Source organism: Hymenobacter cyanobacteriorum, from assembly GCF_022631375.1.
GTDB lineage: Bacteria > Bacteroidota > Bacteroidia > Cytophagales > Hymenobacteraceae > Hymenobacter > Hymenobacter cyanobacteriorum.
This window is the reverse complement of the sequence record NZ_JALBGC010000004.1, coordinates 555109-579277: the sequence shown is the minus strand read 5'-3', so window position 1 is coordinate 579277 and position 24169 is coordinate 555109. Positions and strand designations below refer to the sequence as shown.

Annotated in this window: 16 protein-coding genes; 7 read left to right on the top strand and 9 right to left on the bottom strand. The window is 59.8% G+C overall.

Annotated features, from left to right (window positions below; genetic code table 11):
- Positions 1–122: 122 nt before the first annotated feature.
- From MON38_RS16715 to MON38_RS16700, 4 genes are all read left to right on the top strand, one after another.
- On the top strand, positions 123–3314 hold the full coding sequence (locus MON38_RS16715; RefSeq protein ID WP_277881528.1) for a SusC/RagA family TonB-linked outer membrane protein: 3192 nt from the start codon (positions 123–125) through the stop codon (positions 3312–3314).
- A gap of 47 nt (positions 3315–3361) precedes the next feature.
- Complete coding sequence (locus MON38_RS16710; RefSeq protein WP_241937289.1) at positions 3362–4837, top strand: RagB/SusD family nutrient uptake outer membrane protein; 1476 nt, start codon at positions 3362–3364, stop codon at positions 4835–4837.
- Positions 4838–5289: 452 nt separating this feature from the next.
- Entirely contained in the window at positions 5290–8469 is a 3180-nt protein-coding gene (locus MON38_RS16705) for a SusC/RagA family TonB-linked outer membrane protein (RefSeq protein WP_241937288.1), read from the top strand.
- 20 nt (positions 8470–8489) lie between these two features.
- Positions 8490–9920, top strand: coding sequence for a RagB/SusD family nutrient uptake outer membrane protein (locus tag MON38_RS16700; RefSeq protein WP_241937287.1), 1431 nt, complete (start codon positions 8490–8492; stop codon positions 9918–9920).
- 146 nt (positions 9921–10066) lie between these two features.
- On the opposite strand, the gene hslU is transcribed toward MON38_RS16700, so the two are convergent.
- The 3 genes from hslU to lon form a co-directional block, all read right to left on the bottom strand.
- Entirely contained in the window at positions 10067–11464 is a 1398-nt protein-coding gene (gene hslU / locus MON38_RS16695) for an ATP-dependent protease ATPase subunit HslU (protein WP_241937286.1), read from the bottom strand.
- A gap of 57 nt (positions 11465–11521) precedes the next feature.
- A complete protein-coding gene (gene porQ, locus MON38_RS16690; protein ID WP_241937285.1) occupies positions 11522–12655 on the bottom strand; it encodes a type IX secretion system protein PorQ in 1134 nt (377 codons plus the stop codon).
- Positions 12656–12863: 208 nt separating this feature from the next.
- Positions 12864–15284, bottom strand: a complete 2421-nt coding sequence (gene lon, locus MON38_RS16685) for an endopeptidase La (RefSeq protein ID WP_241937510.1) — start codon at positions 15282–15284, stop codon at positions 12864–12866.
- A 339-nt stretch (positions 15285–15623) separates the two neighbouring features.
- Here lon and MON38_RS16680 point away from each other — a divergent pair, with 339 nt between their 5' ends.
- Complete coding sequence (locus MON38_RS16680; protein ID WP_241937284.1) at positions 15624–17750, top strand: OmpA family protein; 2127 nt, start codon at positions 15624–15626, stop codon at positions 17748–17750.
- Positions 17751–17830: 80 nt separating this feature from the next.
- On the opposite strand, the gene MON38_RS16675 is transcribed toward MON38_RS16680, so the two are convergent.
- Genes MON38_RS16675 through MON38_RS16655 form a run of 5 tightly spaced genes read right to left on the bottom strand, consistent with a single transcriptional unit; the run spans position 17831 to position 21191 of the window.
- Positions 17831–18274 (bottom strand): 3-oxoacyl-ACP synthase, encoded by a 444-nt coding sequence (locus tag MON38_RS16675; protein WP_241937283.1) that lies wholly within the window; start codon positions 18272–18274, stop codon positions 17831–17833.
- Positions 18275–18280: 6 nt separating this feature from the next.
- Positions 18281–18613, bottom strand: a complete 333-nt coding sequence (locus MON38_RS16670) for a hypothetical protein (protein WP_241937282.1) — start codon at positions 18611–18613, stop codon at positions 18281–18283.
- Positions 18614–18622: 9 nt separating this feature from the next.
- Positions 18623–19066, bottom strand: a complete 444-nt coding sequence (locus MON38_RS16665; protein ID WP_241937281.1) for a hypothetical protein — start codon at positions 19064–19066, stop codon at positions 18623–18625.
- Positions 19066–19686: an SMI1/KNR4 family protein gene (locus tag MON38_RS16660; RefSeq protein ID WP_241937280.1), complete on the bottom strand. Its 621-nt coding sequence runs from the start codon at positions 19684–19686 to the stop codon at positions 19066–19068. Before MON38_RS16660 ends, MON38_RS16665 begins: the two co-directional genes overlap by 1 nt.
- 5 nt (positions 19687–19691) lie before the next feature.
- Positions 19692–21191 (bottom strand): GH3 family acyl-acid amido synthetase, encoded by a 1500-nt coding sequence (locus tag MON38_RS16655; protein WP_241937279.1) that lies wholly within the window; start codon positions 21189–21191, stop codon positions 19692–19694.
- Between the two features lie 172 nt (positions 21192–21363).
- On the opposite strand from MON38_RS16655, the gene MON38_RS16650 reads away from it, so the two are divergent.
- Both MON38_RS16650 and MON38_RS16645 read left to right on the top strand, forming a co-directional pair.
- A complete protein-coding gene (locus MON38_RS16650) occupies positions 21364–21798 on the top strand; it encodes an OsmC family peroxiredoxin (protein WP_241937278.1) in 435 nt (144 codons plus the stop codon).
- A gap of 195 nt (positions 21799–21993) precedes the next feature.
- Positions 21994–22488 carry a hypothetical protein gene (locus tag MON38_RS16645; RefSeq protein WP_241937277.1) on the top strand — a complete coding sequence of 165 codons (495 nt, stop codon included), beginning with the start codon at positions 21994–21996 and terminating at the stop codon, positions 22486–22488.
- Positions 22489–22570: 82 nt separating this feature from the next.
- Here MON38_RS16645 and dnaA read toward each other — a convergent pair whose 3' ends face one another.
- Complete coding sequence (gene dnaA, locus MON38_RS16640; protein ID WP_241937276.1) at positions 22571–24130, bottom strand: chromosomal replication initiator protein DnaA; 1560 nt, start codon at positions 24128–24130, stop codon at positions 22571–22573.
- Positions 24131–24169 lie beyond the last annotated feature (39 nt).

Genomic DNA, 24169 nt, shown 5'->3' with positions numbered 1-24169 from the left:
TAATTGGCACCTTTTACCGGCATATTGTACCCTATTCAGCCACTGGCTGCTTATCTACGTGCGGTTTGCTTATATATTGCCCGCTGCATACACCGTTTTTTCACCAACCCCCACCAAATACTATGCGAAAACATCTACTTTTTCTCTTTTTTTGGGTCTTTGCCCTTGGGGTGCATGGCCTGCACGCGCAAAACCGTACGGTTAGCGGTACTGTGAAAGCTGCTGACGGAGGGTCCATCCCGGGCGCAACCGTTATTGTGAAAGGTGGCAATCAGGGCACCTCGACCGATGCCAACGGCCAGTATTCGCTGGCTGTGCCGGCCACGAGCACAACCCTGGTGTTTTCGTTTGTGGGTTATGATAAAAAGGAAGTAACGGTTGGCGAACAGTCCGTTATCAACGTCACGCTGACCGCCGCATCAACCGGCCTCGACGAAGTGGTAGTGGTGGGCTACGGCACCCAGCTGCGGCGCGACCTCACGGGCAACGTGGCCACCATCACGGGCAAGGAAATTGCCACTTCTCCGGTGCAAAGCTTCGACCAGGCCCTGCAGGGCCGGGCTCCGGGCGTGAACATCACCACCCCCAACGGCGTGCTCAACAACCCGCCCGTTATTCGGGTGCGCGGCACCAACTCCATCAACCTGAGCTCGGCACCGCTGGTGGTGATTGACGGGATTCCGGCCTACAGCGGCAATACCTCGGCCGTGGGCAGCGTGCCCAACAACCCGCTCAGCAACCTGAACCCGGCCGACATCGAGAGCATGGAAGTGCTGAAAGATGCTTCGTCGACGGCCATCTACGGCTCGCGGGCCGCCGGGGGCGTGATTCTGGTGACCACCAAAAAAGGCAAGAAGGGCCAGAGCCACCTCAGCTACGATACCTGGGTAGGCTGGTCGAAACCCGTACGCCTGTACGACGTGCTGAACGCGCAGGACTACATTGCCGTGAAAAACGAGGCCGTGCGCAACCTGAACGCCAACCGGGCTTCGGTTGGGGCGGCCGCTACCAACATTGAGGGCTTTAAGGCAACGGATGCCAATGGCGTCACCGCCGACACGCGCTGGTACGACTACATCTACCGCACGGGCTTTTCGCAAACGCACAACCTGAACTTTTCGGGAGGCAACGAAAAAACGAGCTTCTACTCGTCGGTAGGCTATTCGAAGCAGCAGGGCATGCTGGTGCGCAACGATTTCGAACGCGTTTCGGCCCGCATGAACATCGACCATAAGCTGTTCAATCCGCTCACGGTGGGTATGCGCGTGGCGTATTCCAACACCCACAACTCTTCGCCCAACTCGGGCTCGGTGGCCAGCGGTGCCTTCGGCACGGCCGGCCTGGGCCGCCTGCCGCTGGTGCTGCCGCCCAACATCGCTCCCTACAATCCCGATGGCAGCTTCAACACCAGCGGGGCCGGCGTCGGCCCGGGTCCCAACATCAACCCGACGACCGGCGCGCCCCTGCTGCCGGGCTACTACAACCCGCTCGTTGACCTGACCTACAACTACTTCCATTCCGACGGCAACGAGATTCAGGGCAGTGTGTACGCCAACTTGGAACTGGTGAAGGGCCTGAACCTGCGCACCAACTACGGGGTGAACAGCATTTCGCTCGAAGACAAAACCTTCTACACGGCCCTGGCCGGCGACGGCTTTTCGACGCAGGGCCTGGCCGCCAACTACTACCGCACCAACAAGCGCTGGAACTGGCAAAACACCATCCAATACGACCACACCTTTGGGGAGAAGCACAACCTGTCGGTGCTGCTGGGCAACGAACAGCAGAACACCAACATCGTGCGCTGGGGCGCTTCGCGCACTTCGGTGGCTGACCCGTACTTCACCACCTACGAAGGCAACTTCACCAACATCACCGCCGATGGCAACTACCAGGGCGCCGATTACCTGGTGTCGTTTTTCGGCCGCCTCAACTACAATTTCAGCCGCAAGTACCTAGCTACGTTGAATGTGCGGCGTGACGGCTACTCGGCCTTCGCCAAGAAGTACGGCAACTTCTACGGGGCCTCGCTGGGATACGTGGTGTCGGAAGAAGATTTCTGGAAAAACTCGTCGTTTGCCCAGGCATTCTCCTTCCTGAAAATAACCGGCAGTTACGGCAACGTGGGCAACAACCAGGGCATCGACCCCTACGTGTCGCTCCAGACTTACGGCTCCTCCCTATATGGCCCGAATGCCACGCTGTTTTTCGCCAACGCCGGCAACTCCAACCTGACCTGGGAAACCAGCAAAAAGACCGATGTGGGCTTGTCCTTCGGCTTCCTGCAGGACCGCCTCACGGGTGATTTCGCCTACTACCGCAACCTGGTCGATGGCGTGATTCTGAGCGTGCCCCAGGCCCCGTCGAAGGGTATTCCGAACACCGGTTCTGGCCCCGGCACCGTGGGCAACGCGATTTTCTCCAACGTGGGCTCGATGCAGAACACGGGCATCGAACTGAACCTGCGCTTCAACGCAATCCAGGGCACCAACTTCAGCTGGACGGTGAGCGGCAACGTTACGACGCTGAAGAACGAAGTGCTGCAGCTGGCCTTTGACGGGCAGCGCATTCCGACGGCTACGTCGGGCCTCGAAACGGCCAACTACACCCAGGTGGGCCATTCGGTGGGCGAAATCCTGGCCGTTCCCTCGCTGGGCGTGAACCCGGCCAACGGCCGCCGCATGCTGCAGAAGGCCGACGGCACGGTGGTGCAGTACGAGCACCTGGGTTCGGGCTGGACCACCCTCGATGGCAAGCCCGCCAGCGCCCCCAACCAGCTCGCCGACGGCATCTACTACGGCCCGGTGCTGCCCAAGTGGTACGGCGGCGTCGACAACACGTTCCGCTACCGTTTCCTCGACCTGGGCGTGTTCGTGCAGTTTTCGGGCGGCAATTACATCTACAACGGCACGAAGGCCGGCCTGCACGACCAGCGCTTCTGGAACAACCAAACCGACATCAAGAACCACTGGACGGCTGAAAACACCAACGCGCTGTGGCCCCGCGTCGTGTACGGCGACAACGTGTCGAACGGCTCGGCCATCGTAATGTCGTCGAACGTGGAGAAAGGCGACTTTGCCCGGTTGCGGCAGGTATCGCTGGGCTACACTTTTGCCCCGACCTTCCTCTCCCGCCTGAACGTTGCCAACGCCCGGCTCTACGCGCAGGTCCAGAACGCCTTCCTGCTGACGAAATACTCGGGCATCGACCCCGAAATTTCGACAAACGGCGGCAGCAACACCGGTGCCGGGGTCGACCGCAACTCCGTCGGCCAGGCCCGCACCTACACTTTGGGCTTCAACATTGGCTTTTAATCGACGCTATTCTAATGAACTCGCTATTCCATCATTCACGAACCGTTGTGCTTTGCACGGCCCTGCTGGCGCTGGGTACCGTTTCCTGCCAGAAAGACCGGCTGAACCCAATTCCCGACACTGCCCTCTCCGACCAGGTGGTGTTTGCTTCGCCAACCCGCATCCTGGCCCAGGTCAACAACCTGTATAGCTACGTTAAGGTCGGCGGCTTTTACGGCGGCCGCTTCCAGATTTTTAGCGACATCCGGGCCAACGACTTTATCAACCGCACGTCCAATGCCGTAACGGGCCTCACCGTGTGGAACCACACGCTGACGGAAGCCTCGCAGAACGACGTAATCAACACCTGGGGTTTTGGCTACGCGGCCATCAACCAGGCCAATGTTTTTCTGGATGGATTGGACGCCAACGAATCAAAGTTCGTGGCGCCCCTGTTCCCGGCCGGCTACACCGCCACTGCCAACAACTACCGCGGCGAAGCCCGCCTGTTGCGCGCCCTGAGCTACTACGCCCTGCTGCAGCTGTATGCCCGGCCCTACGCCGACGGCAACGGCAGCAAGCCCGGCCTGCCGCTGCGCCTGAAAGGCGAAACCACCGATGCTAATAACAACCTGGCACGCAGCACCGTAGCCGAAGTGTACACCCAGATTCTGGCCGACCTCACCTTTGCCGAGCAGAACCTGCCCGCAACCTACCCCGCGGGCGCCAACCCGAGCCTGAACGTAACGCGCGCGCACCGCAACACCGCCATTGCCCTGAAGACCCGGGTATACCTGAGCATGGGGCGCTACGCGGATGTCATCACCGAAGCCAACAAGCTGGTGCCGGCCGCGGCCCCGTTTGTAGCGCCTACCGGGGTGCCTCATGCGCTGAGTGCTTCCATTGCCACCGTGTTTGCCCCAACCCAGGAAACCGCGGAGAGCATCCTGTCCTTCCCCTTCACGGCCCAGGACGCTCCCGGCACGCAAAACCAGCTGGCCTACTACTACCTGCCCACGTCGCTGGGCGGCAACGGCGAATACGGCCTGAACACGGCAGCGGGCGGCATTCTGGCCGACCCTGGCTTCGCGGCAACCGATGCCCGCCGCACGGCACTCATCGCCACCTCGGGCACCGAGTCATTCCTGAAAAAATACCCGACCGGCACCCCCTACACCGACAAAGCCCCGGTTATCCGCTACGCCGAAGTACTGCTGAACCTGGCCGAAGCCCGCGTGCGCACCACCAATTCCGTCGACCCGCAGGCCCTGGCGCTGCTCAACGCCGTGCGCGGCCGCTCGAACCCCACCGGGGTATACACGGCGGCCAGCTTTGCCTCGGCCAGTGCCCTTACGGATGCAATTCTGTTGGAGCGCCGCATCGAGTTCCTGGGCGAAGGCATCCGTAATTTCGACATCATGCGCCTGAATGCCACCATCCCGGGCAAAGGCTCGGTGCCGGCCATCCCCAACACCAGCACCAATTACGTTTGGCCGATTCCCTCGTCCGAACTGGCCGTGAATACCCTCATGACCCGCAACTAGCATCGGTGCAGCTTGCCCACCCTGCAACCGCATCAAAAGGCTTGCTCCGCAACGAGCAAGCCTTTTTGCATGAGCCAACCTGCATCCAGACATCACTGCCCCAGGCAACCAAACCAGCCTGCGCCCCGAGACACAAAGAAAATGCTGGCCAAAGCTAGCATTTTCTTTGGTTGCCCCCTCGGCTGTCCACCGGCTGAGCGACGCCACCAAGCAAGCGCCATGCGGTTAGTTACCAATTATTTACAGTGCTGTTATGTTTTTTTTACATAGGCCTTCATTATTCATTCAATATTCATTCTTGCCGATGTGTTAAAGAAAATGTGTGCAATTGTTAAACTTCCTGCATCATAGTCTGCAGTAGATGGCTTATTTTTGACGATAGTTGCTATCTAGCGACGTTTTTGCTCCCACCTAAAACCTCTGTTTTCATTTCAAACCTTAATTTTTTACCCATGAAAAAATCCTTACTCATGAGCTTGGTGCTCATGTTTACTTTCCTCACCGGAGCCTTTGCGCAAACACGCACCGTCTCGGGCCGGGTAACCGACCGGAAAACGAACGAAGGCCTGCCGGGGGTAACGGTCCTGGTGAAGGGCACGACCAACGGCACCTCGACCAACTCCGATGGTGGATTTACGCTCGACGTTCCCAGCACTACCAGCACACTCATCTTCAGCTCGGTAGGCTACATCTCGCAGGAGCGCCCCGTTGGCAGCGATGCCAGCATCAGCATCTCGCTGGTGCCCGATGTGAAGCAACTGACCGAAGTAGTTGTAACCGGCTACGGTGGTTCGCAGGATGTGAAAGACCTGACCGGCTCGGTGGCCCAGGTGAAAGAAGAAAAACTGCTGCTTCAGCCCGTTGTCAGCGTCGACCAAGCCCTCACGGGTCGTTTGGCGGGTGTGAGCATCAACACTACCAGCGGTACCCTGGGCGACCAGGCCGCAGTGCGCATCCGCGGTGCTAACTCGATTTCACTGAGTTCGCAGCCATTGTATGTGCTCGATGGCGTTCCCCTCAACACTGTTGAACAGGCTAACAACCTTAGCACACGCTTCAATCCGCTGGCTGATATAAACCCTAATGATATCGAATCGGTGAACGTGCTGAAAGATGCTTCGGCGGCGGCCATCTACGGTTCGCGTGCGGCTAATGGAGTTATCGTTATCACGACCAAGCGTGGTCGTAATGGCCAGAACCGAGTTTCTGTTAACTCCTACTATGGAGTGCAGCAAGCCATTCGCAAACCCGTCGTGCTGAACGCCACGGACTTCATGGCCATCAGCAACGAGAAGGCTTACAACAGCCGTTTCGGCAGTTCCAACGGCGTGGTGAACACGACTTACCCCATCGACATTGCCAAGCCCATAGACCTGAATGGCGACGGTGTGAACGACGAAACCAACTGGATTAACGAGATTTTCCGCAACGGTACGCAGCAGAACTACCAAGTGGCGCTTTCGGGCGGCAACGAGTTTGCCAAGTATTATGGCTCGGGCGACTGGAACGACCAGCAGGGTATTATCCTTCAAAACCGTCTGCGTCGCGGCTCGGCTCGTCTGAACCTGGACCTGACGCCCAAGAAATGGCTGAAAGCCGGCGTGAGCTTGAACTACGCTAAAACCTACAACCAAGGCATCAACGGCGAAGGTGCGCTGGCGGGTGCTACGGTATCGGGCTACACGGCTCCCCCGAACGTGCCGGCCTACCTGCCCGATGGCTCGTACTACCTGAACAGCCTGGGTAACCTAGGCAATGGCAACAACCTGATTCCGAACTCGGCCATCGCCCCCAACGCCTACTACCACATTCCGGCTACGCTGAACCTGAACAAAAACGACAACACGTCGCAGCGTATCCTGGGCAACGGTTACTTCACGGTAGAGCCCATCACCGGCCTGCAGCTGACCACGAAGTACGGCATCGACTACAACACCAACTTCGAAGAGCAGTACAGCAGCGGCATCCTGGGTGGCCTGGGCCGCAACATTCTGGGTGCTGGCCAGCTGGGCCTGGTGCAGGACTACAACACCGACCGCACCCAGTTCAACTGGCAGAACTACGCCAACTACGACCGCACGTTTGCTGAAAAGCACACCGTTGGCGTTACGGCTGGTGTAGAATATCAGGAAACACGTCTCCGTCGTATCTACACGGTGGCAGGTGGCTTCTCCGACGACAAGTTTCAATCTATTATCGACAACGTCTTTACCTCGCAGGCTCCTGGCGGCGGTAACCTCTCTAATTATGGCTTCCAGTCGTACTTCGGCCGCTTGAACTACAATTTCGGCAGCAAGTATTATGCTTCGTTCACCCTGCGCTCGGATGCCTCGTCGGTATTTGGGGTCAACAACCAGCGCGGCTTCTTCCCTGGCGGCTCAGTGGGCTGGCGTATTTCGGAGGAAAGCTTTATGAAGAACATTAGCGCCATTAATGACCTGAAAATCCGGGCCAGCTATGGTAAAGTAGGTAATTCGAGCGGCTTGGGTTCTTACGCAGCCCGCACGCTTGTAGGCGGTGGCCTCTATGCTGACGCTAATGGATTCACCATCTCGCAGGTTGGGAATGTTGAGCTCGGCTGGGAAAACTCTAAGAAGTTTGATATCGGCTTGGATGCTGCTTTGCTGAAGAACCGCATCAACGTGACGTTTGATTTCTTCAACAACGACGTTAGCGGCCTGCTCCTGCTAGCGCCTACGCTGCGTACGACCGGCGTTCCGGGTGCCTCTATTGCCCGCAACGTTGGCTCGATGTACAACCGCGGCATTGAATTGACGGTAAATACTGTAAACGTGAAGCTGGACAACGGCTTTACTTGGACGTCTTCACTTAATGGTTCCATCATTAAGAATCGGATTACGTCGCTGTCTACCCCGACGGATATCATCTCCGGTGTTCAGCGCGCCAGCGTGGGTCGTTCGCTTGGCGTGTACTACCTGCCCGAGTGGGCTGGTGTGAACCCTGCCAACGGCAACGCGCAGTTCTACGATAAGGACGGCAACATCAAGCAGTACGATGCGGCTTACGCCGTAGCTGCTGGCACAGGCTTCACCGTAGGCCGCTGGTTGAACGCCGCTGGCGAGCCCACTACTGCCCTCAGCACTGCTGACTACAAATACCAGGATAAAACCGGTTACCCTACCTTCTCGGGTGGTTTTGATAACACCTTTGCTTTCAAAGGCATCGACTTGGGCATCTTCCTGCAGTACAGCGGCGGCAACTACGTGTACAACGGTTACCGCTCCGCCATGCTGAGTTCGGCTTTCCAGAACAACATTGAAGAAGTGAAAGAGCGTTGGACTACGCCTGGCCAAGTTACCAACGTTCCGAAGCAGGTACTGCGCGATGCCCAGTCGAACCAAGCTTCGACCCGTTGGTTGGAAAAAGGCGACTTCCTGCGTCTGCGTCAGATAAGCCTCGGCTACAACCTGCCCGACCAGCTAGTGAAGCGCTTCGGCATGAACAACTTCCGCATCTACACCTTGGTGCAGAACGCGTACACGTTCACCAAATACAAAGGCCTGGACCCAGAAGTGAACTCAAACATCACTTCGAACATTGCATATGGTACTGATGGCCGCTCGGTTCCCCCGATTCGCAGCTTCACCTTCGGCATCAACGTGGGCATTTAATCCTGTTCTCTCTTCGAATCATGTATCAAAATATAACTCTACGGCAGCTCGGGCTTTGCGCGCTGTTGCTCGCCACCGCCACTGGTTGCGATAAAGTTCTGGACCAGACGCCGCCTTTTGCGTTGACGCAGGAAGACGCCTTCGCTAATGCCGACCGTATCCAGAAAAGTGCAGTTGGTATGTACGACCAATTGCAGAATGCTGAATTCCTGGGCGGTCGCGCGCTGATTTACAGCGATATTCGCAGCGATGACACCAACCCGGCTGGTTTCTTCGGCGGCATTGGAACCTTCAATCCGCTTGCAAACGATGGCACGGTTACCAACGCTTGGACCGGCGGCTACCGTACGATTTACGGTCCTAACTTCTTTCTGCAGCAGATTGCTAAAAACCCGGGTAAAGTTTCTCCCACTCTGGAGCAGAATTACATTGGAGAAGCCAAGTTCATTCGTGCCTTGACTTATTTCCACCTAGTAAACCTGTTTGCGCAGCCTTACAACTTCACAGCGGATGCTTCTCACCTTGGCGTGGTGCTGCAATTGGATGCGCCCGATGCTGCTACCGCCTTTGATGCATCGCAGGCGAAGCCCCGCTCGACGGTGAAGGAGGTTTACACCCAAATTGAAAAGGATTTGACCGAAGCCATTGTTGGCCTACCGGAAACGTATACCACGACCTTCGACAAAACGGCTCGCGCCACCAAGGATGCCGCTCGTACCCTGCTGTCGCGTGTGTACCTCTACGAAGGCCGCTACGCTGATGCTGCCCGCCTTGCGGGTGAGGTAGTAACGGGGGGGCGCCACTCGCTGACGTCTACGCCGGCGGTACCGTTCACGCTCGCCACATTCTCGAACGTTGAGTCGATTTTCTCGGTGGCCATGAACGTGTCGGACAACCCAAACACCAACAACGCCTTGGGCCAGCACTACGGTCGTCGCTTCGACATCAGTGTTAACCCTTACGCCCTGATTCCGGTGGCGCAGTTCCCGGCCGATGACCGTCGCCGGTTGCTACTACTGACTCCGAGCACCATTCCTACGTCGACCAGCTCGCCGCTGGTTTACACGAAGAAGTACAATGAGGCCTCAGCCGACTACGTGCCCATTACGCGCTATGCCGAAACGCTGCTCAACCGTGCAGAGGGCCTGGCCCAAACTACGGGTGTAACGGCCGAAGCAGTTAGCTTGCTCAACTTGGTTCGTGACCGTTCAAAGCCCGCTACCTCGGTTTCGTACACGATATCCAGCTTTGCGAATGCCCAAGCTTTGGTTGATGCTATCCTGCTGGAGCGTAGGTTGGAATTGGCTTTCGAAGGCCACCGTTACTACGACCTGATGCGTTACAAGCGCAACTCAAGCCGTATCACTTACGGTGCTGAAAAAGCCATTCTGCCCATTCCGCAGGTTGATATTCTGCAGAACCCTAACTTGGTGCAGAACCCTGGCTACTAAGCCTCTCTGTTAATAATAGAGTGAGGCAACCATGTTGCCTTGCTTTAGCACTAAGGTTAACAAAAAAGAGCCGACCATTTTGGTCGGCTCTTTTTTGTTAAAAAATACTTAACACACTTATTAGTAAAGGTCTCTATTGCCTGGCATTACAAAATATACTGGCTCAGGTCGCGGTTCTTAACCATGTCGCGCAGGCGCTCATCTACCAAGGCGGTTGTGATTTGGATGTGGGCGTTGGGGCCAATCTTGTCGGGCACGTCGTAGAGAATATCGTTGAGTAGGCGGCTCATCACGGTGTGCAGGCGGCGCGCGCCGATGTTTTCGACTTCGCCGTTCACTTCGAAGGCAATTTCGGCCAAGCGTTCCAAGGCGGCATCATCGAAGGTCAACTCCACTTCCTCGGCTTTTAGCAGGGCTTCGTACTGCTTGGTGAGGGCATTTTTGGGGTCTTTAAGGATGCGGAAGAAGTCGTCCTTGGTGAGGCTTTGGAGTTCGACGCGGATGGGGAAGCGCCCTTGCAGTTCGGGGATGAGGTCGCTGGGCTTGGAGACGTGGAAAGCCCCGGCGGCAATGAACAGGATGTGGTCGGTGTTGACGATGCCGTACTTGGTGTTCACGGCCGAGCCCTCCACGATGGGCAGCAGGTCGCGCTGCACGCCCTGGCGGCTCACATCGGGGCCGGAGCCACCGCTTTTGCCGCCGCTGCTGGCTACTTTGTCGATTTCGTCGATGAAGATGATGCCGGCGTTTTCGCACTGGCGAATGGCCTCGTCCTTCACGTCGTCCATGTCGATGAGCTTGGCGGCTTCTTCATCGAGCAGCAGCTTGCGGGCCTCGGCCACGGTTACTTTGCGCTTGCGGGTTTTCTTGGGCATCATGTTGCCCAGCATGTCCTGCAGGCCCGACATGGCGTTTTCATCCAGTCCCGGCGCGCCCATGAGGCCGATGCTGGGTGCACCCTGCGCCACCTGAATTTCGATTTTGCGGTCTTCGAGCTCGCCGTTCTTGATTTTCTGGCGGAACCGCTCGCGGGTGCGCTCGTTCAGCTCAGAATCGGACGAGGGCATCTCATCCCCTCCCCCGCTGCCGAAGCCTACCCCGGATTTCGCACCCGCAGGCTGGCTGATGGGTGGGATGAGCGCATCGAGGATGATTTCCTCGACGACTTCGGCGGCCTGGGCTTTCACGGCTTCCTGGCGGCGGGCTTTCACACGGTTCACGCTTTGCTCGGCCAGGTCGCGCACCATGCTTTCCACGTCGCGGCCCACGTAGCCCACTTCGGTGAACTTGCTGGCCTCGACTTTCACGAAGGGCGCGTCGGCGAGGTGGGCCAGGCGGCGGGCAATTTCGGTTTTGCCCACGCCGGTGGCCCCAATCATGAGGATGTTGTTGGGGACAATTTCGGCTTGCATATCGGCCGGGGCGTGTAGGCGGCGCCAGCGGTTGCGTAGGGCGATGGCCACGTGGCGCTTGGCCTCGTGCTGGCCGATGATGTACTTATCGAGTTCGGCCACAATCTGGGCCGGGGTAAGGAAGTTTTGCATGGATGGTTATTTGGCAGAATACCGTGCGACGCGCCCAAAGGTTTGCCGGGCGGTAGGTCAGGCCCCGGCTTTGCGGTACCGGGTTTTGGCGCCGTCGGGCGTGGCTTTGGGCGGGCTCGGCGTGGTGCTGGCGTCTTTCTTCTTGAACAGCGAATCGAGGCTGCGCGAAACGGTGATGTACTGGCTGGAGCCGGCAGCCTGCAGCGTGGCGTACGTATAATCGAGCTGGAAGGCGCTTATTTTCACCATCGCCCCGAAGCTGAGCCCGGCGCTGCCGCTGGTGTTGTCGAGGCGCAGCTCGCGGCGCTGCAGGTGGTTGTAGCCCACGCGCAACTGCAGGCCCGGGCCGAGTACCAGCGCCGCGCTGGCCGTGAAGTGCCGGGCCAGGTTGTCGCCGAAGCTGCGGGTGGGTTTCTTCTCCTGACCGCTGGCGTCGAGGGTGCCGCGGGCGTTGGGGTCGAGGTACTGAATGTCCCACTGCTGCAGGTGGTGGGCTGTGAGGGAGAAGCGCACGGGCATGTGCTCGGGCTTCACAGTGGCCCCGAGCTGCACGTCGAGCGGCAGGCGGCCGCGGTCGGTGCCGGGGTAGGTGATGAACTGGTAGCCGGCATTTTTTACCACCAGCCCGGCCGTGAAGTCGGCGGTGGGATGCTTGTACACCACGCCCGCATCGGCCACGCCGGCCAGCGAGCGGCTGCCCGCAATGCTGCTCACGGCCAGCTTGGCAGTAGCGCCAAAAGTGAATTTGCCCTTGGTATAAGCATCCGAGAGGCCCACGGTGTACTCGTTCACACCGAAGGTGCCGAGGCTGTTGCCGGCCGCGTCGTAGCTCTCGAAGCTGCCGTAGTTGAGGTAGCTGATGCCCAAGCCCATCCGGCCCAGCTTCTCGGTGTTGAAGACGTAGGCGGCGGTGCTCTGCTTGATGTCGGCCACGTAGGCCACGTAGCTAAGGGACAAACGACCATCCATGGTGGGGTTCAGCAAGGCCGGGTTACCATAGAGCATGCTCGGGTCGTCGGTGCGGGTCGACGGATTCATGCCGCCCAGCGCGGCTAGATGCGCGCTCGGAGGCAGGTCCAGAAACGGAAATACCGTGCGGCCGCCCAACTGCTGCGCTGCCGCCGGCCGCAGGCCCAATCCGCCCAACATCAAACCCAAACCAGCCAGCCGATACGCGGAAAAATGCTTCATATAACTAAGGTACGGCGGGAGGATAATCCGCCGCAGCAGTAACGCTGACGCAGGCCCAAAAAGTACCTGGCGGCCTGATTTCAGTTCATCATTGACTCAAGAAAAGAACGTCATGCTGGGCTTGCCGAAGCACCTCTACCGCGCAACGTAATTAGTTACTGCTGCGGTAAAGATGCTTCGCTGCGCTCTGCATGACGTTCGTTTTTGCTTACTGCACCTCCACACTTGGCCCAGCTACCGGCACCGGCTCATCGCGCACGGGCAGCTTCTGCGGGTGCGGCACCAGCTCCTCGAGCAGGGCCACGCGCAGCACGTCGTCCACGCGGTCGCAGTAGTGGATGGTGAGGCCCTTGAGGTAGTCTTCCGGGATTTCCTCGATGTCCTTGCGGTTTTTGGGGCAGAGGATGATGTCCTTCATGCCCGCACGGCGGGCGGCCAGCAGCTTCTCCTTAATGCCACCGACGGGCAGCACCTTGCCGCGCAGCGTGATTTCGCCCGTCATGGCCAGGTGGGCGCGCACCCGGCGCTGCGTGAAGGCCGAGGCCATGCTGGTGAAAATGGCAATGCCCGCGCTGGGCCCGTCCTTCGGCACGGCGCCTTCGGGGAAGTGAATGTGTAAGTCGTACTGCTCGAACAGACGGTAATCGATGCCGATTTCGTCGGCCCGCGAGCGCAGGTAGCTGAGGGCCGTAATGGCCGATTCCTTCATCACATCGCCCAACTGGCCGCTGAGCGTGAGCTTGCCGCGGCCCCGGCTCAGCAGGCTTTCCACGAACAGAATGTCGCCGCCCACCGAGGTCCAGGCCAGGCCGGTTACCACGCCGGCGGTATCGTTGTCCTGGTACTGGTCGCGGTCGAAAATGGCCGCGCCGAGGATTTTACGGATTTCGGCCGGCTCCATCGTGGCGGGCAGTTCTTCTTTGCCGGCCTTGCGGCGGGCGAGGTTGCGCGTCACGGCCGCCAGCTTGCGCTCCAGGCCGCGCACGCCGCTTTCGCGGGTATAGTCGTCGGCCACGCGGTGCAGGGCCGCGTCGGTAATTTTCACTTCGGCCTCGCCCAGGCCGTGCTCCTTCAGCTGCTTCGGCCAGAGGTGCTTGCGGGCAATCTGCACCTTCTCGTCTTGGGTGTAGCCGGTGAGGTCGATAATTTCCATGCGGTCGCGCAGGGCGGGCTGAATGGTATCGAGCGAGTTGGCGGTGGCAATGAACAGGACCTTCGAGAGGTCGTATTCCACCTCCAGGTAGTTGTCGGTGAAAGTGGCGTTCTGCTCAGGGTCGAGCACTTCGAGCAGGGCCGACGAGGGGTCGCCGCGAAAGTCGCTACTCACCTTATCAATCTCATCGAGAATGATGACCGGGTTGCTGGTGCCGGCCTTCTTAATCTGCGAAATGATGCGGCCGGGCATGGCGCCCACGTAGGTTTTGCGGTGCCCGCGAATTTCGGCCTCGTCGCGCACGCCGCCCAGGCTCATCCGGATGTACTTGCGCCCCATGGCGTTGGCGATGCTGCGGCCGAGGCTGGTTTTGCCCACGCCGGGCGGGCCGTACAGGCACAGAATCGGCGCTTTCAGGTCCTGCTTCAGCTTGAGCACGGCGATGTACTCCAAAATCCGCTCCTTCACTTTTTCGATGCCGAAATGGTCGGCGTCGAGGATTTTCTTGGTCTGCTTGAGGTTGAACTTGTCCTTGGTGAACTCGCCCCAGGGCAAATCGAGCAGGAATTCGACGTAGTTCATGCTCACCGAATAGTCGGGAGCCATGGGGTTGGTGCGCGACAGCTTTTCCATCTCCTTTTTGAAGTGGAGCGCCACGCTTTCGGGCCATTTCTTGGTTTCGGCGCGGGCACGCAGGCGGTGCACGTCTTCCTCGGGGCCATCCTGGCCCAACTCGTCCTGCAGGGTTTTGAGCTGCTGGCGCAGGAAATACTCACGCTGCTGGGCATCGATGCCGGTATGCGTTTTCGAGCGGATATCCTGCTTGATTTCGAGCAGCTCGGCCTGGCTGAGCAGGGCTTCGAGCAGCTGGCGGGCCTGCTCCTCGGGGTCGGCCAGCTCCAGCAGCTTCTGCTTGGCGGCCAGGTCGAGCTGCACGTTGCTGCTCAGGAAATGCGTGAGGAAAGCCGGCGACTGAATGCCATCGAGCATGGCCCGGGCCTCCATCGGAATCTCAGGCGTGAGCTCCAACACTTTCGTGGCCGCCTCGCGCAGGGCTTGCAGCAAGCCAAACTCGCCGGGCACGTCCGGGTTCAGCGCCACCTCGGAGAAGTAACTGACACGGGCCACGAGCGGCGAAAACGACAGCTCCTCCTCGATGCGGAAGCGTACCTGCCCCTGCAGGATGATGGTAATCTGGCCGTCGGGCTGCTCCAGCAATTTCAGGATGCGGGCCAGCGTGCCCACGGGGTGCAATTCGTCGGTGGCGGGCTCGTCGGCGTCGGGGTTAAGCTGGGCCACTACGCCGAGGAGCTTGTCGGCGGCGTAGGCTTTGCGCACCAGCTTCACGCTTTTTTTGCGGGCTACCGTGACCGGGAGCACGACGCCGGGGAAGAGCACGGTGTTGCGCACGGGCAGCAGCGGCAGGGTGGCCGGGGCATCGTCGCCGCGCAGCAGGTGGTCGGGGTCAGCGGCCATAATGGCGATGGCTTCGGGTTGGGAATGGGAATCGCCGAGGGCCTGAACAGGAAACTGGGCGGTGTATGGAAAGGATGCCGGATGCATGAACAGAAATAAGGCCAGGGCGCGGGAACGGGTGCCACAATGGCAGCCCGGCGCCGCGCCGCGCGAGAGATACAAGGTACGGCGAACCGCGCCGAATGGCTTTCAAGGGCCGTGCCAGCGGACGATTTCGGCCAAAGCGGCGCGCTGGCGGACGCATCCTGGCCTCTAACAGACTGAATTTCTGGAATCGATTTCGGCAAATCGGCAAATTGTAGGCAACTTGCGCAACATATTATATTCAGTACTCTACCAATGCCCGATTTATTGCGTCGGTATTTGCAAATCCTGCTGGTTGTGCTCCTCGGCGGAAGCCTGGGGATAAACGCGGCCGTGGCCCAACGCCAGCCGGTAAAGAAAGTCCCGGCCGCCGCCTCGCCCTCGGCCGACACCACCAGCGGCGGCGCTTCGGCCGCGCCACGTAAGATGCCGACGGCCAGCCCCGCCAGCACGCGCCCCACCTACCGCGTGCGCGCCCTAAGCGGCCGCACCAGCCGCAAGCTGCACCTGCGCCCCGATGGCACGCCCGACTTCGTCAACATTAACAAATACCCGTTTTTTGAGGATAAAAAAGCCCTACGCGCCATTGCCAAGGCCGAAAAGAAACGGCAGTACCACCAGGCCCGGCTGCTGCTGGAAGACTACGTGGCCAAGTTCGGCCCCACCAACTTCGCGAAGAATACCGACATGATTTGGCACCTCGGCCAACTGCTGCAGCGCGACAGCCAGACCGTGAAAGCCAAGGCCTACTACCGCCTGGCCCTCAAGCACAGCCGGGCCGATACCAAGCGCATTCAGCTCTACTACGACTCGCTGGAACAGAAGGAAACGCCGCTGTACGTGCCGCTGAAGACGTACTACGACCTGGTGGAATACCGCAAGAACCTCAACACGTTTCACCCGCCCAAGGGTGTGTACACGAGCATGGGCGACGCCATCAACAGCAAAGCGCCCGACTACGGGCCGGCGCTGGGCGGCAACGATTCACTGCTGATTTTCAGCAGCAAGCGGCACCGGCGCGGGCTCACGGGTGTGGTGGATGAGGATTTGTACACCTCGCACCGCGAGGGCGTGAGCTGGACCGATGCCGAGCCGCTGCCCAAACCCATCAACTCGCCCAAAAACGAGGGCTCAGCCTGCCTGAGCAAGGACGGGCGCACCATTTTCTTCGCCCGCTGCGAGTGCGCTACCTGCCACGGCAACTGCGACCTCTACACCGCCACGCGCGGCAAGGACGGCAAGTGGAGCACGCCCAAAAGCCTGGGCCCGCTGGTGAATTCGCCGGCCTGGGACTCGCAGCCCACGCTTTCGCAGAACGAGGACACGCTGTATTTCGCCTCCGACCGACTGGGTGGCTTTGGGCTGTCGGACATCTACTTCACGCACAAGCTGCGCAACGGGCAGTGGAGCCCGGCCGAGAACATGGGCCCGGTCATCAACACCCGCGAAAACGAGGTGAGCCCCTTCTATCACCCGCTCTACCACGTGCTGTACTTCAGCTCGCGCGGGCAGCTGCTGAATTTTGGCGACTTCGATATTTACAAGACCTACAAGGTGGGCGGGCGCTGGCAGGAACCCAAGAACATCGGGCCGCTCGTGAATGGCAAGGGCTCGGAATACTACTTCACCATCGACCGCGAAAGCAAAAACCTCTACTACGCCCGCTCGGAGGCGCAGGAGCTCAACAACCTCGACCTCTACTCCTTCCCGTTGCCGATGGAGGCCCAGCCGCTGGCTACCACTAAGGTAGAGGGCACGCTCATCGACTCGGTGAGCAATAAGCCGCTGAATGGCATCGTGAGCATCATCGATACGGATAACGGCGTGGAAGTGGCCAGTAAATTCATCCGGCCCGACGGCACGTTCGACTTTGAGCTGATGGAGGGCTCGCACTACGCCATGCTGATTCAGAGCCCCGATTTTTTCTCGGTGGAGAAGCAGTTTGCGCTGCGGGGCGACACGGTGATGACCCTGCTCACGAACAGCATCGACTACAAGCTGCCGCTGATTTTCAAGAACCTGGAGTTTGAGGCGGGCAAGTCGACCGTGCTGGCCAGCATGTACCCCACGCTCGACCGCATCGCGGTGTTTATGGTCGACCACCCCACGTTCCGGCTCAGCATCGCGGGCCACACCGACAGCCGCGGCGACCCGGAAGTGAACGAAAAACTCTCGCAGGACCGCGCCGAAGCCATCCGCAAGTACATCGAACGCAAAGGCAAGCTGCAGCTCAACCGCATCGAGAGTTTCGGCTACGGCTCCTTCAAACCGCTGAAAGACGAGCTGACCGAGGCCGACGCTAAGGTGAACCGACGGGTCGAATTCCGCCTAATAAAGCCCGACGGCGACAAGCCCGCCGACGGCGGCGGCGACTGGAAATAGCCTTGTAGCGTGGACTCTGCGAGTCCGCGCGTGGAAGAACATTCGCTCGGGCGCGGACTCGCAGAGTCCACGCTACAAGGCTATTCCACCGCCAGCACGCGCACCGTTTTGCCGTTAAAAACGGCCTCCTGGCCCGCCCGCAGCCCTTTCAGCGCCACGGCGACGGGCGCGGCGGGCGAGACGGCGAATACATCCGTCCCCTCCAGCTTGCCGGCGCTGATGCTGATGTAGAACCGGCCCAGGCTGGTGCCAACGAGGGCGCCGGGGCGCACGGTGTCGCACGCGGCGTCGGGATTGATGCGGGCGAGCTCGGCTTGGAGCTGCTGGGCCTGCTGCATGTGGGCGGCGTTGCGGTCGCGCTCGGCGTTGGCCATTTCGCGGCCGGTTTCATACTTATCGCCGGCGCTGCTCTTGGTTTCGGACGAGGACGATTCCTGAGCGGCCTGCATGGCGGTGCGGGCAGCAGCAATGCGCTGCTCGATGAAGGCGTGGCAGAGGGCGTGGAGGGCGGGTTTGATTGTCATATAAGCCTAATAGCAAAAGAAAACGGCCGTTCCACCAAGCGCACTAATCGTAGAAACCAGTACCGCTTTTTGTGCGAAACGGTAAGCAGCGGGCATTGGTATCGACGTACGCCAGCATATTAAGGCATTGATTAAAATGGGCAGAATGCTTAATACAATGCCGAACAATGCAAAGGAGAAGAAGCGCAGGCAGAAGTTTCCTACTGCGTGTTGCTTCAGCAACTCATGGGTTTCGCGGTCGCCTAGAAAAAAAGCACAAGACAGGAATCCGACAACGACAAAAATTACGACAGTAACTGCCGTGTTGAATATTTTGAGGAACAGAAGCAGCTTGAGCATCGGGCTAAATTAGAACGAATCCAGCGCGGCCCGTACCTTTTCGGCCCAACGCTCATCCTCGGGCGCAATCACCAGCACGCGAAATCCGTGACGCTCGCCTTCAATCCGCACGCCTTCCGAATCGTCAATCAGCAAGTCGATGCTAAAGCTGGGCGGATGCTTGGTGCAGCGGGCGCGGGCTTCGTGGTCGTGCCGCTGCTGGTTCACCACGCCATCAAGTCGAATTCCGTGCAGCCAGAATAGCCGGCGAATGCGCCAGGCGCTGCGGTAGGAAGTGGTGTACACCCACACTTCCCAGCCGCGTTGGCGGCACGAATCAGTCAGTTCCTTGATGCCTTCGCGGAGTTGCTCGTTGCCCAACAGCCACGCCAGGATGCGCCGTTGGGGTGTGGCCAAGGGGAAGTCGTGGCCGCAGCGGATGAGGGTGTTGTCGAGGTCGAAGGCGAGGCGCATTAATAGTCCGGTTTCTTCAGCTCGCGGTAATTCTCCAGCGTCTGCTGCATCAAGTCGATAAACGAATGGTACCGTACAGCGCCAGGATGCCAGTTGGCGAAATGCCAGGCTTCCCATTCGCCATCATTTTCTACCGCCGGGTTCAAAGCCAGGAAACCGGCATCGCCCCAATCTGAAACCATCAGGCAACGCCGAAAATACCGGCTGCGGGTATATCTCGCGTCCTGCCGGCTCTCCGGGTCGAAGTACTGCTCATCCGTAATATCCGCGTCGTCGTCCTGCTCCCAAATCTCCACTATCTCTTTATCCTTGTTCACCAGCCAGTCGATTTCCGCCACTGGAAAGAGGCGCCAGATGAAGCAGTCGACGGGGCCAAACCCGTTCGAGGCCGCCAGAAAGGCCCGGTAAGAAGGTGGCAGCGGCACACCCAAGCGCTGTTCAAGCGCCTGCAAGTCACTTTCAGCGGCTCCCAGAAATCCTAGCCAGCCGCTTTCCTTTTGCGCGGGCGAGACGAAACCGTGCCAATCATTGTCGATGAAATCAGGGTCGTTCAGCACTTCCTGACTGATTTGCTTCAGCAGCTCAGGCCAGATGTCAACACGTTCGGACGAAGTAATCATAATTCTTACGCTGATTGATTCAATAGCCCCTCCGCCACTTTCCGGTCGTTCCCCAGGCGCGGCACCTTGTTCTGCCCGCCCAGCCTCCCCAGGCTTTTCATGTAGCGCTGAAAGGCCCCGGCGGGCAGTGGCGTGAGCTGTAGCGGCACGAGGATGTTGCCCCGGCGCAGGTCGTCGTAGTAGGTGTTGCGGCGGCGCAGTGCGGTATCGAGGGCGGCGGCGAAGGCGGCGGGGTCGTTTGGCACTCGCCCGAATTCCACCAGCCACTCATGGCGCGAGGGCGTGGCGGGGTCGTCGCTCACGAGCGGGGCCACGGTGAATTCGGTGACTTCGACCTCAGGCGTCTGGGCCATGACTTCGCGCAGGGCCTGCTCCACCTCCTCCCCTATCACGTGCTCGCCGAAGGCCGAGAGGAAGTGCTTGATGCGGCCCGTGACCACCACGCGGTGCGGCCGCAGGCTCACGAAGCGCACCGTGTCGCCGAGCGAATAGCCCCACAGGCCGGCGTTGGAGGTGAGGACGATGGCGTAGTTGCGGTCCAGCTCCACGTCGGCGATGGCGAGGCGGGGCGCGTCGGGCTCGAAAAACCGCTCGGCAGGGATGAATTCGTAGAAGATGCCGCTGTTCAGCAGCAGCAGCAGGCCCGGGTTGCCGGGCTCGTCCTGGAAGGCCAGGAAGCCCTCGGAAGCCGGAAACAGTTCGATGCTGTCTACCGGCCGGCCGATGCTTTCGAAGAGCTTGGCGCGGTAAGGCTCGAAGTTGACGCCGCCGTAGACGAACAGGTTGAAATCGGGAAACAAGTCCTTGATGGGCCGGCCGGTGCGGGCCGTGAGGCGGTCGAAGTACATCTGTACCCACGGCGGAATGCCGGAAATCAGCGTCATCTTCTCGCCCAGCGTTTCGTCCACGATGCGCTCCAGCTTGGTTTCCCAGTCTTCGATGATGTTGGTTTCGTAGCTGGGCAGCTGGTTGCGGCGCAGGTAGGCCGGCACGTGGTGGTTGGCAATGCCCGAAAGCCGGCCCGTACGGATGCCGTGGTGCATTTCCAGCTCCGGCGAGCCCGACATAAATATCAGCTTGCCATCCAGAAACCGGCTGCGGCCGGTGCGGTAGATGTAGTAAAGTAGCGCATCCCGGGCTCCCTCAATATGGTTGGGGATGCTGTCCTTCGTAATCGGGATGTACTTGGTGCCGGAGGTGGTGCCGCTGGTTTTGGCCAGGTAGAGCGGGCGGCCGGGCCAGAGCACGTCGGCCTCGCCGGCCTGGGTGCGGTCGAACCAGGGCTTGAGGGCCTCGTAGTCGCGCACGGGCACCTGCCGGGCCAAATCGGCCGGCGTGCGGATGCCCCCCAGCTCGTGCGCCCGGCCGAAAGCAGTGCCAGCGGCCGTGGCGGTCAGCTTGGCCAGCAGCTCGCGCTGGGTGGTTTCGGGGCGGTGCTGCCAGCGCTGGTAGCGGCGGGCAATGTAGCGGGCCAGCGGCTGGCTCAGGGTGGCTTTCAGTCCCATTGAATTCGAGTAAAAACGCCGTTGGAGAGGCTGCGAAGGTACGTTGGCGGGGTTTGGCGCGGGGTGCGGCCGTAACCTGCGGCGCTGGCCTTCGTTAGGCTTTGCAGGGCGGGCCGCTGCGGCGGCAAGCTACATCTTCCCTCACAATCCACCATTTCACCAACTCCCCATCATGGCAGACCACAAAGGCACCGCCGCCTGGACCGGCGACATCAAAGGCAGCGGCATTCTCACCACCGAAAGCGGTGCGCTGAACGCTCCCTACTCCGTTGGCAGCCGCTTCGAAGGCAAGCAGGGCACCAACCCCGAAGAGCTGATTGGCGCCGCCCACGCCGGCTGCTACACCATGTACCTCACCAGCGTGCTCACCAAGCACGGCCATTCGGTGCAGAACATCAAAACCACCAGCACCGTGACGATGAACCCGAATAATGGCCACCCCGTCATTGAGCACATCCACGTGAGCACCGAAGGCCACGTCACCGGCGGCAACATCACGGCCGACGACTTCCAGAAGCACGCCGAAGACGCCAAGGAAAACTGCCCGGTATCGAAAGTGCTGAGCGCCGTGCCTAAAATGACGCTGGAAGCTAAGTTCCTGGGCTAAATTTTGCCTGCTTAACAGGTAGTATCGCGTCATGCAGAGCGGAGCGAAGCATCTTTACCGCAGTAGTAAACTTGATTACTTACTGTGGTAAAGATGCTTCGCTCCGCTCTACATGACGTTTGTGCTTTTGCTGACTCTCTTTCTTTTCGCCCCCTGACAACCGACAACTAACAACTAGCAACTAAATTTGTCGCTATGCCCACTGGTACCACCCGCATCCGCCTCCGCCCCGCCAACAACTCCCGCGTCCCGTTCTGGGGCCAAATTGCCATTGGCTTGTTCTGGCTGGCCTACGTGCTGTTTGGCATCCTGAGCAACACCGGCGCGACGGACTACCACTTTTTGCACTGGGTATTCCTGGTGTTCACGTTCGTGTACCTCGGCTACGTGCTGGTAAACAACGCGCCTATTTTCGGCACCCAGAGCTACCTTGAGTTTACGCCCGGCTACATCGTGCACAAAAACGGCCTGTTCCGCCCCAAGCAGGTATTCGCCGCCGAAAACATTGCTGCCCTCGAACTGAAGCCCGCTGTGCTACGCGTGCGCCAGAAAGACGGTGAAATCTACGCCCTCAACCTGCGCGAAGTGAAAGGCAAGCGCCGCAAAATGAGCTTCCGCGAGCAGGTGCGCGAGTTTGCCGCCAAACACAGCCTGCCCCTGCAGGAAGTGAGCCCAACGGCGGCCGCTTAAATTATAGTCATTAGCAACGCAAAGGGGCTCCAGATACTAATCTGGAGCCCCTTTGCTATTGATGCTGGTTGGACCAAAAGGTCTATTTCTTAGCGAACTTCTTCCGTAGCTCATCCACCTGGTCGCGGAATTTCTTGTCCGAATCCACCAAATCCGACACGGTTTGCACCGAGTGCATCACGGTAGTATGGTCGCGGCCACCGAAGTGGAAACCAATGGTTTTCAGCGTGTGCGCGGTATGGTGCTTGGCGAAATACATGGCGACCTGCCGGGCCGTCACCACTTCCTTTTTGCGGGTTTTGTCCTTCAGCAAATCGACGGAGATGTTGAAATAGGCGGCCACGGTCTTCTGGATGAAGTCGAGGTTGACTTCAGCCTCCACTTCTTCGATGATGTGGCGCAGAGCCTGCTTCACCATTTCCAGGTCGATGTCGCGGCGGCTCAGGCTGCTCTGGGCCACCAGCGAGGCAATCACGCCTTCCAGCTCGCGCACGTTGGTGTGCACCGAGTTGGCGAGGTAATCCACCACGTGGTCTGGCGGAATATCAATTCCATCCTGCTCCATCTTGTTGCGGATGATGGCCACGCGTGTCTCGAAATCCGGGCTTTGCACATCGGCCGTCAGGCCCCACTTGAAGCGGTTAAGCAACCGGTCTTCCAGGCCCAGCAGGTCCTTGGGCGGCCGGTCAGAGGTCATCACAATCTGCTTGCCCGACTGGTGCAAGTGGTTGAAGATGTGGAAGAACATCTCCTGCGTTTTGCCTTTGTTGGCCAGAAACTGCACGTCGTCCAGAATAAGTGCATCAACCTGCAAATAGAAGTTCGCAAAGTCCTGCACCTGCGCGCGCTGCACGCTGTCGATGAACTGGTTGGTAAACTTCTCGGCCGATACATAGAGCACAAACCGCTCGGGCGCAGTGGCCTTGATGTGGTTGCCGATGGCCTGTACGAGGTGCGTTTTGCCCAGCCCCACGCCGCCGTACACCATCAGCGGGTTGAAGCTGGTGGTGCCGGGCTTGTTGGCCACGGCGAGGCCGGCCGAACGGGCCAGCCGGTTGCAGTCACCCTCGATGTAGTTGTCGAAGGTGTACGAGCCGTTGAGCTGCGACGGCACGAGGTTGCCGTCCATCGGCCGGGCCTGGTCGAAGGGGTTGCGAGGCGGGGCCATTGTATCGGCTCCGCCGCCGTTGGCGAAGTTGTTGCCACGCGGCGTGGTGCGCACGGCGCCCGAGTTCACGTAGCGGGCCGAGGCGGCGCGGGCACTGCCGGCCAGCGGGTTGCCGACGGGCGTACCGGGCAGCGGCTGGGGCGCGTCGCGCGGGTCGGGCGCGGCCTGCTTGCGGGTGGGCGGCAGGTGCAGGGCGCGCGGCGGCGTCTGGTCGTTGCCCTGGTCCACCACCACGCTGTATTCGAGGCGGCCTTCGGAGCCCAGCTGCTGGTAGAGGGCGCGGCGCAGCTCGTCCACGTAATGTTCCTCCAGCCAATCGTAGAAATAGGCGCTCGGCACCTGAATGGTGAGCACGTTGCCCTTCAGCTCGACCGGCACAATGGGCTGGAACCAGGTTCTAAAGCTCTGCTCCCCGATTTCCGCCGAGATGCTGCGCAAGCAGCCAGCCCAAACCGTGCGAAAATCCTTGAGCATTTGAACTATTGAAAGGAAACCGGTAACAAACCGGGAGCA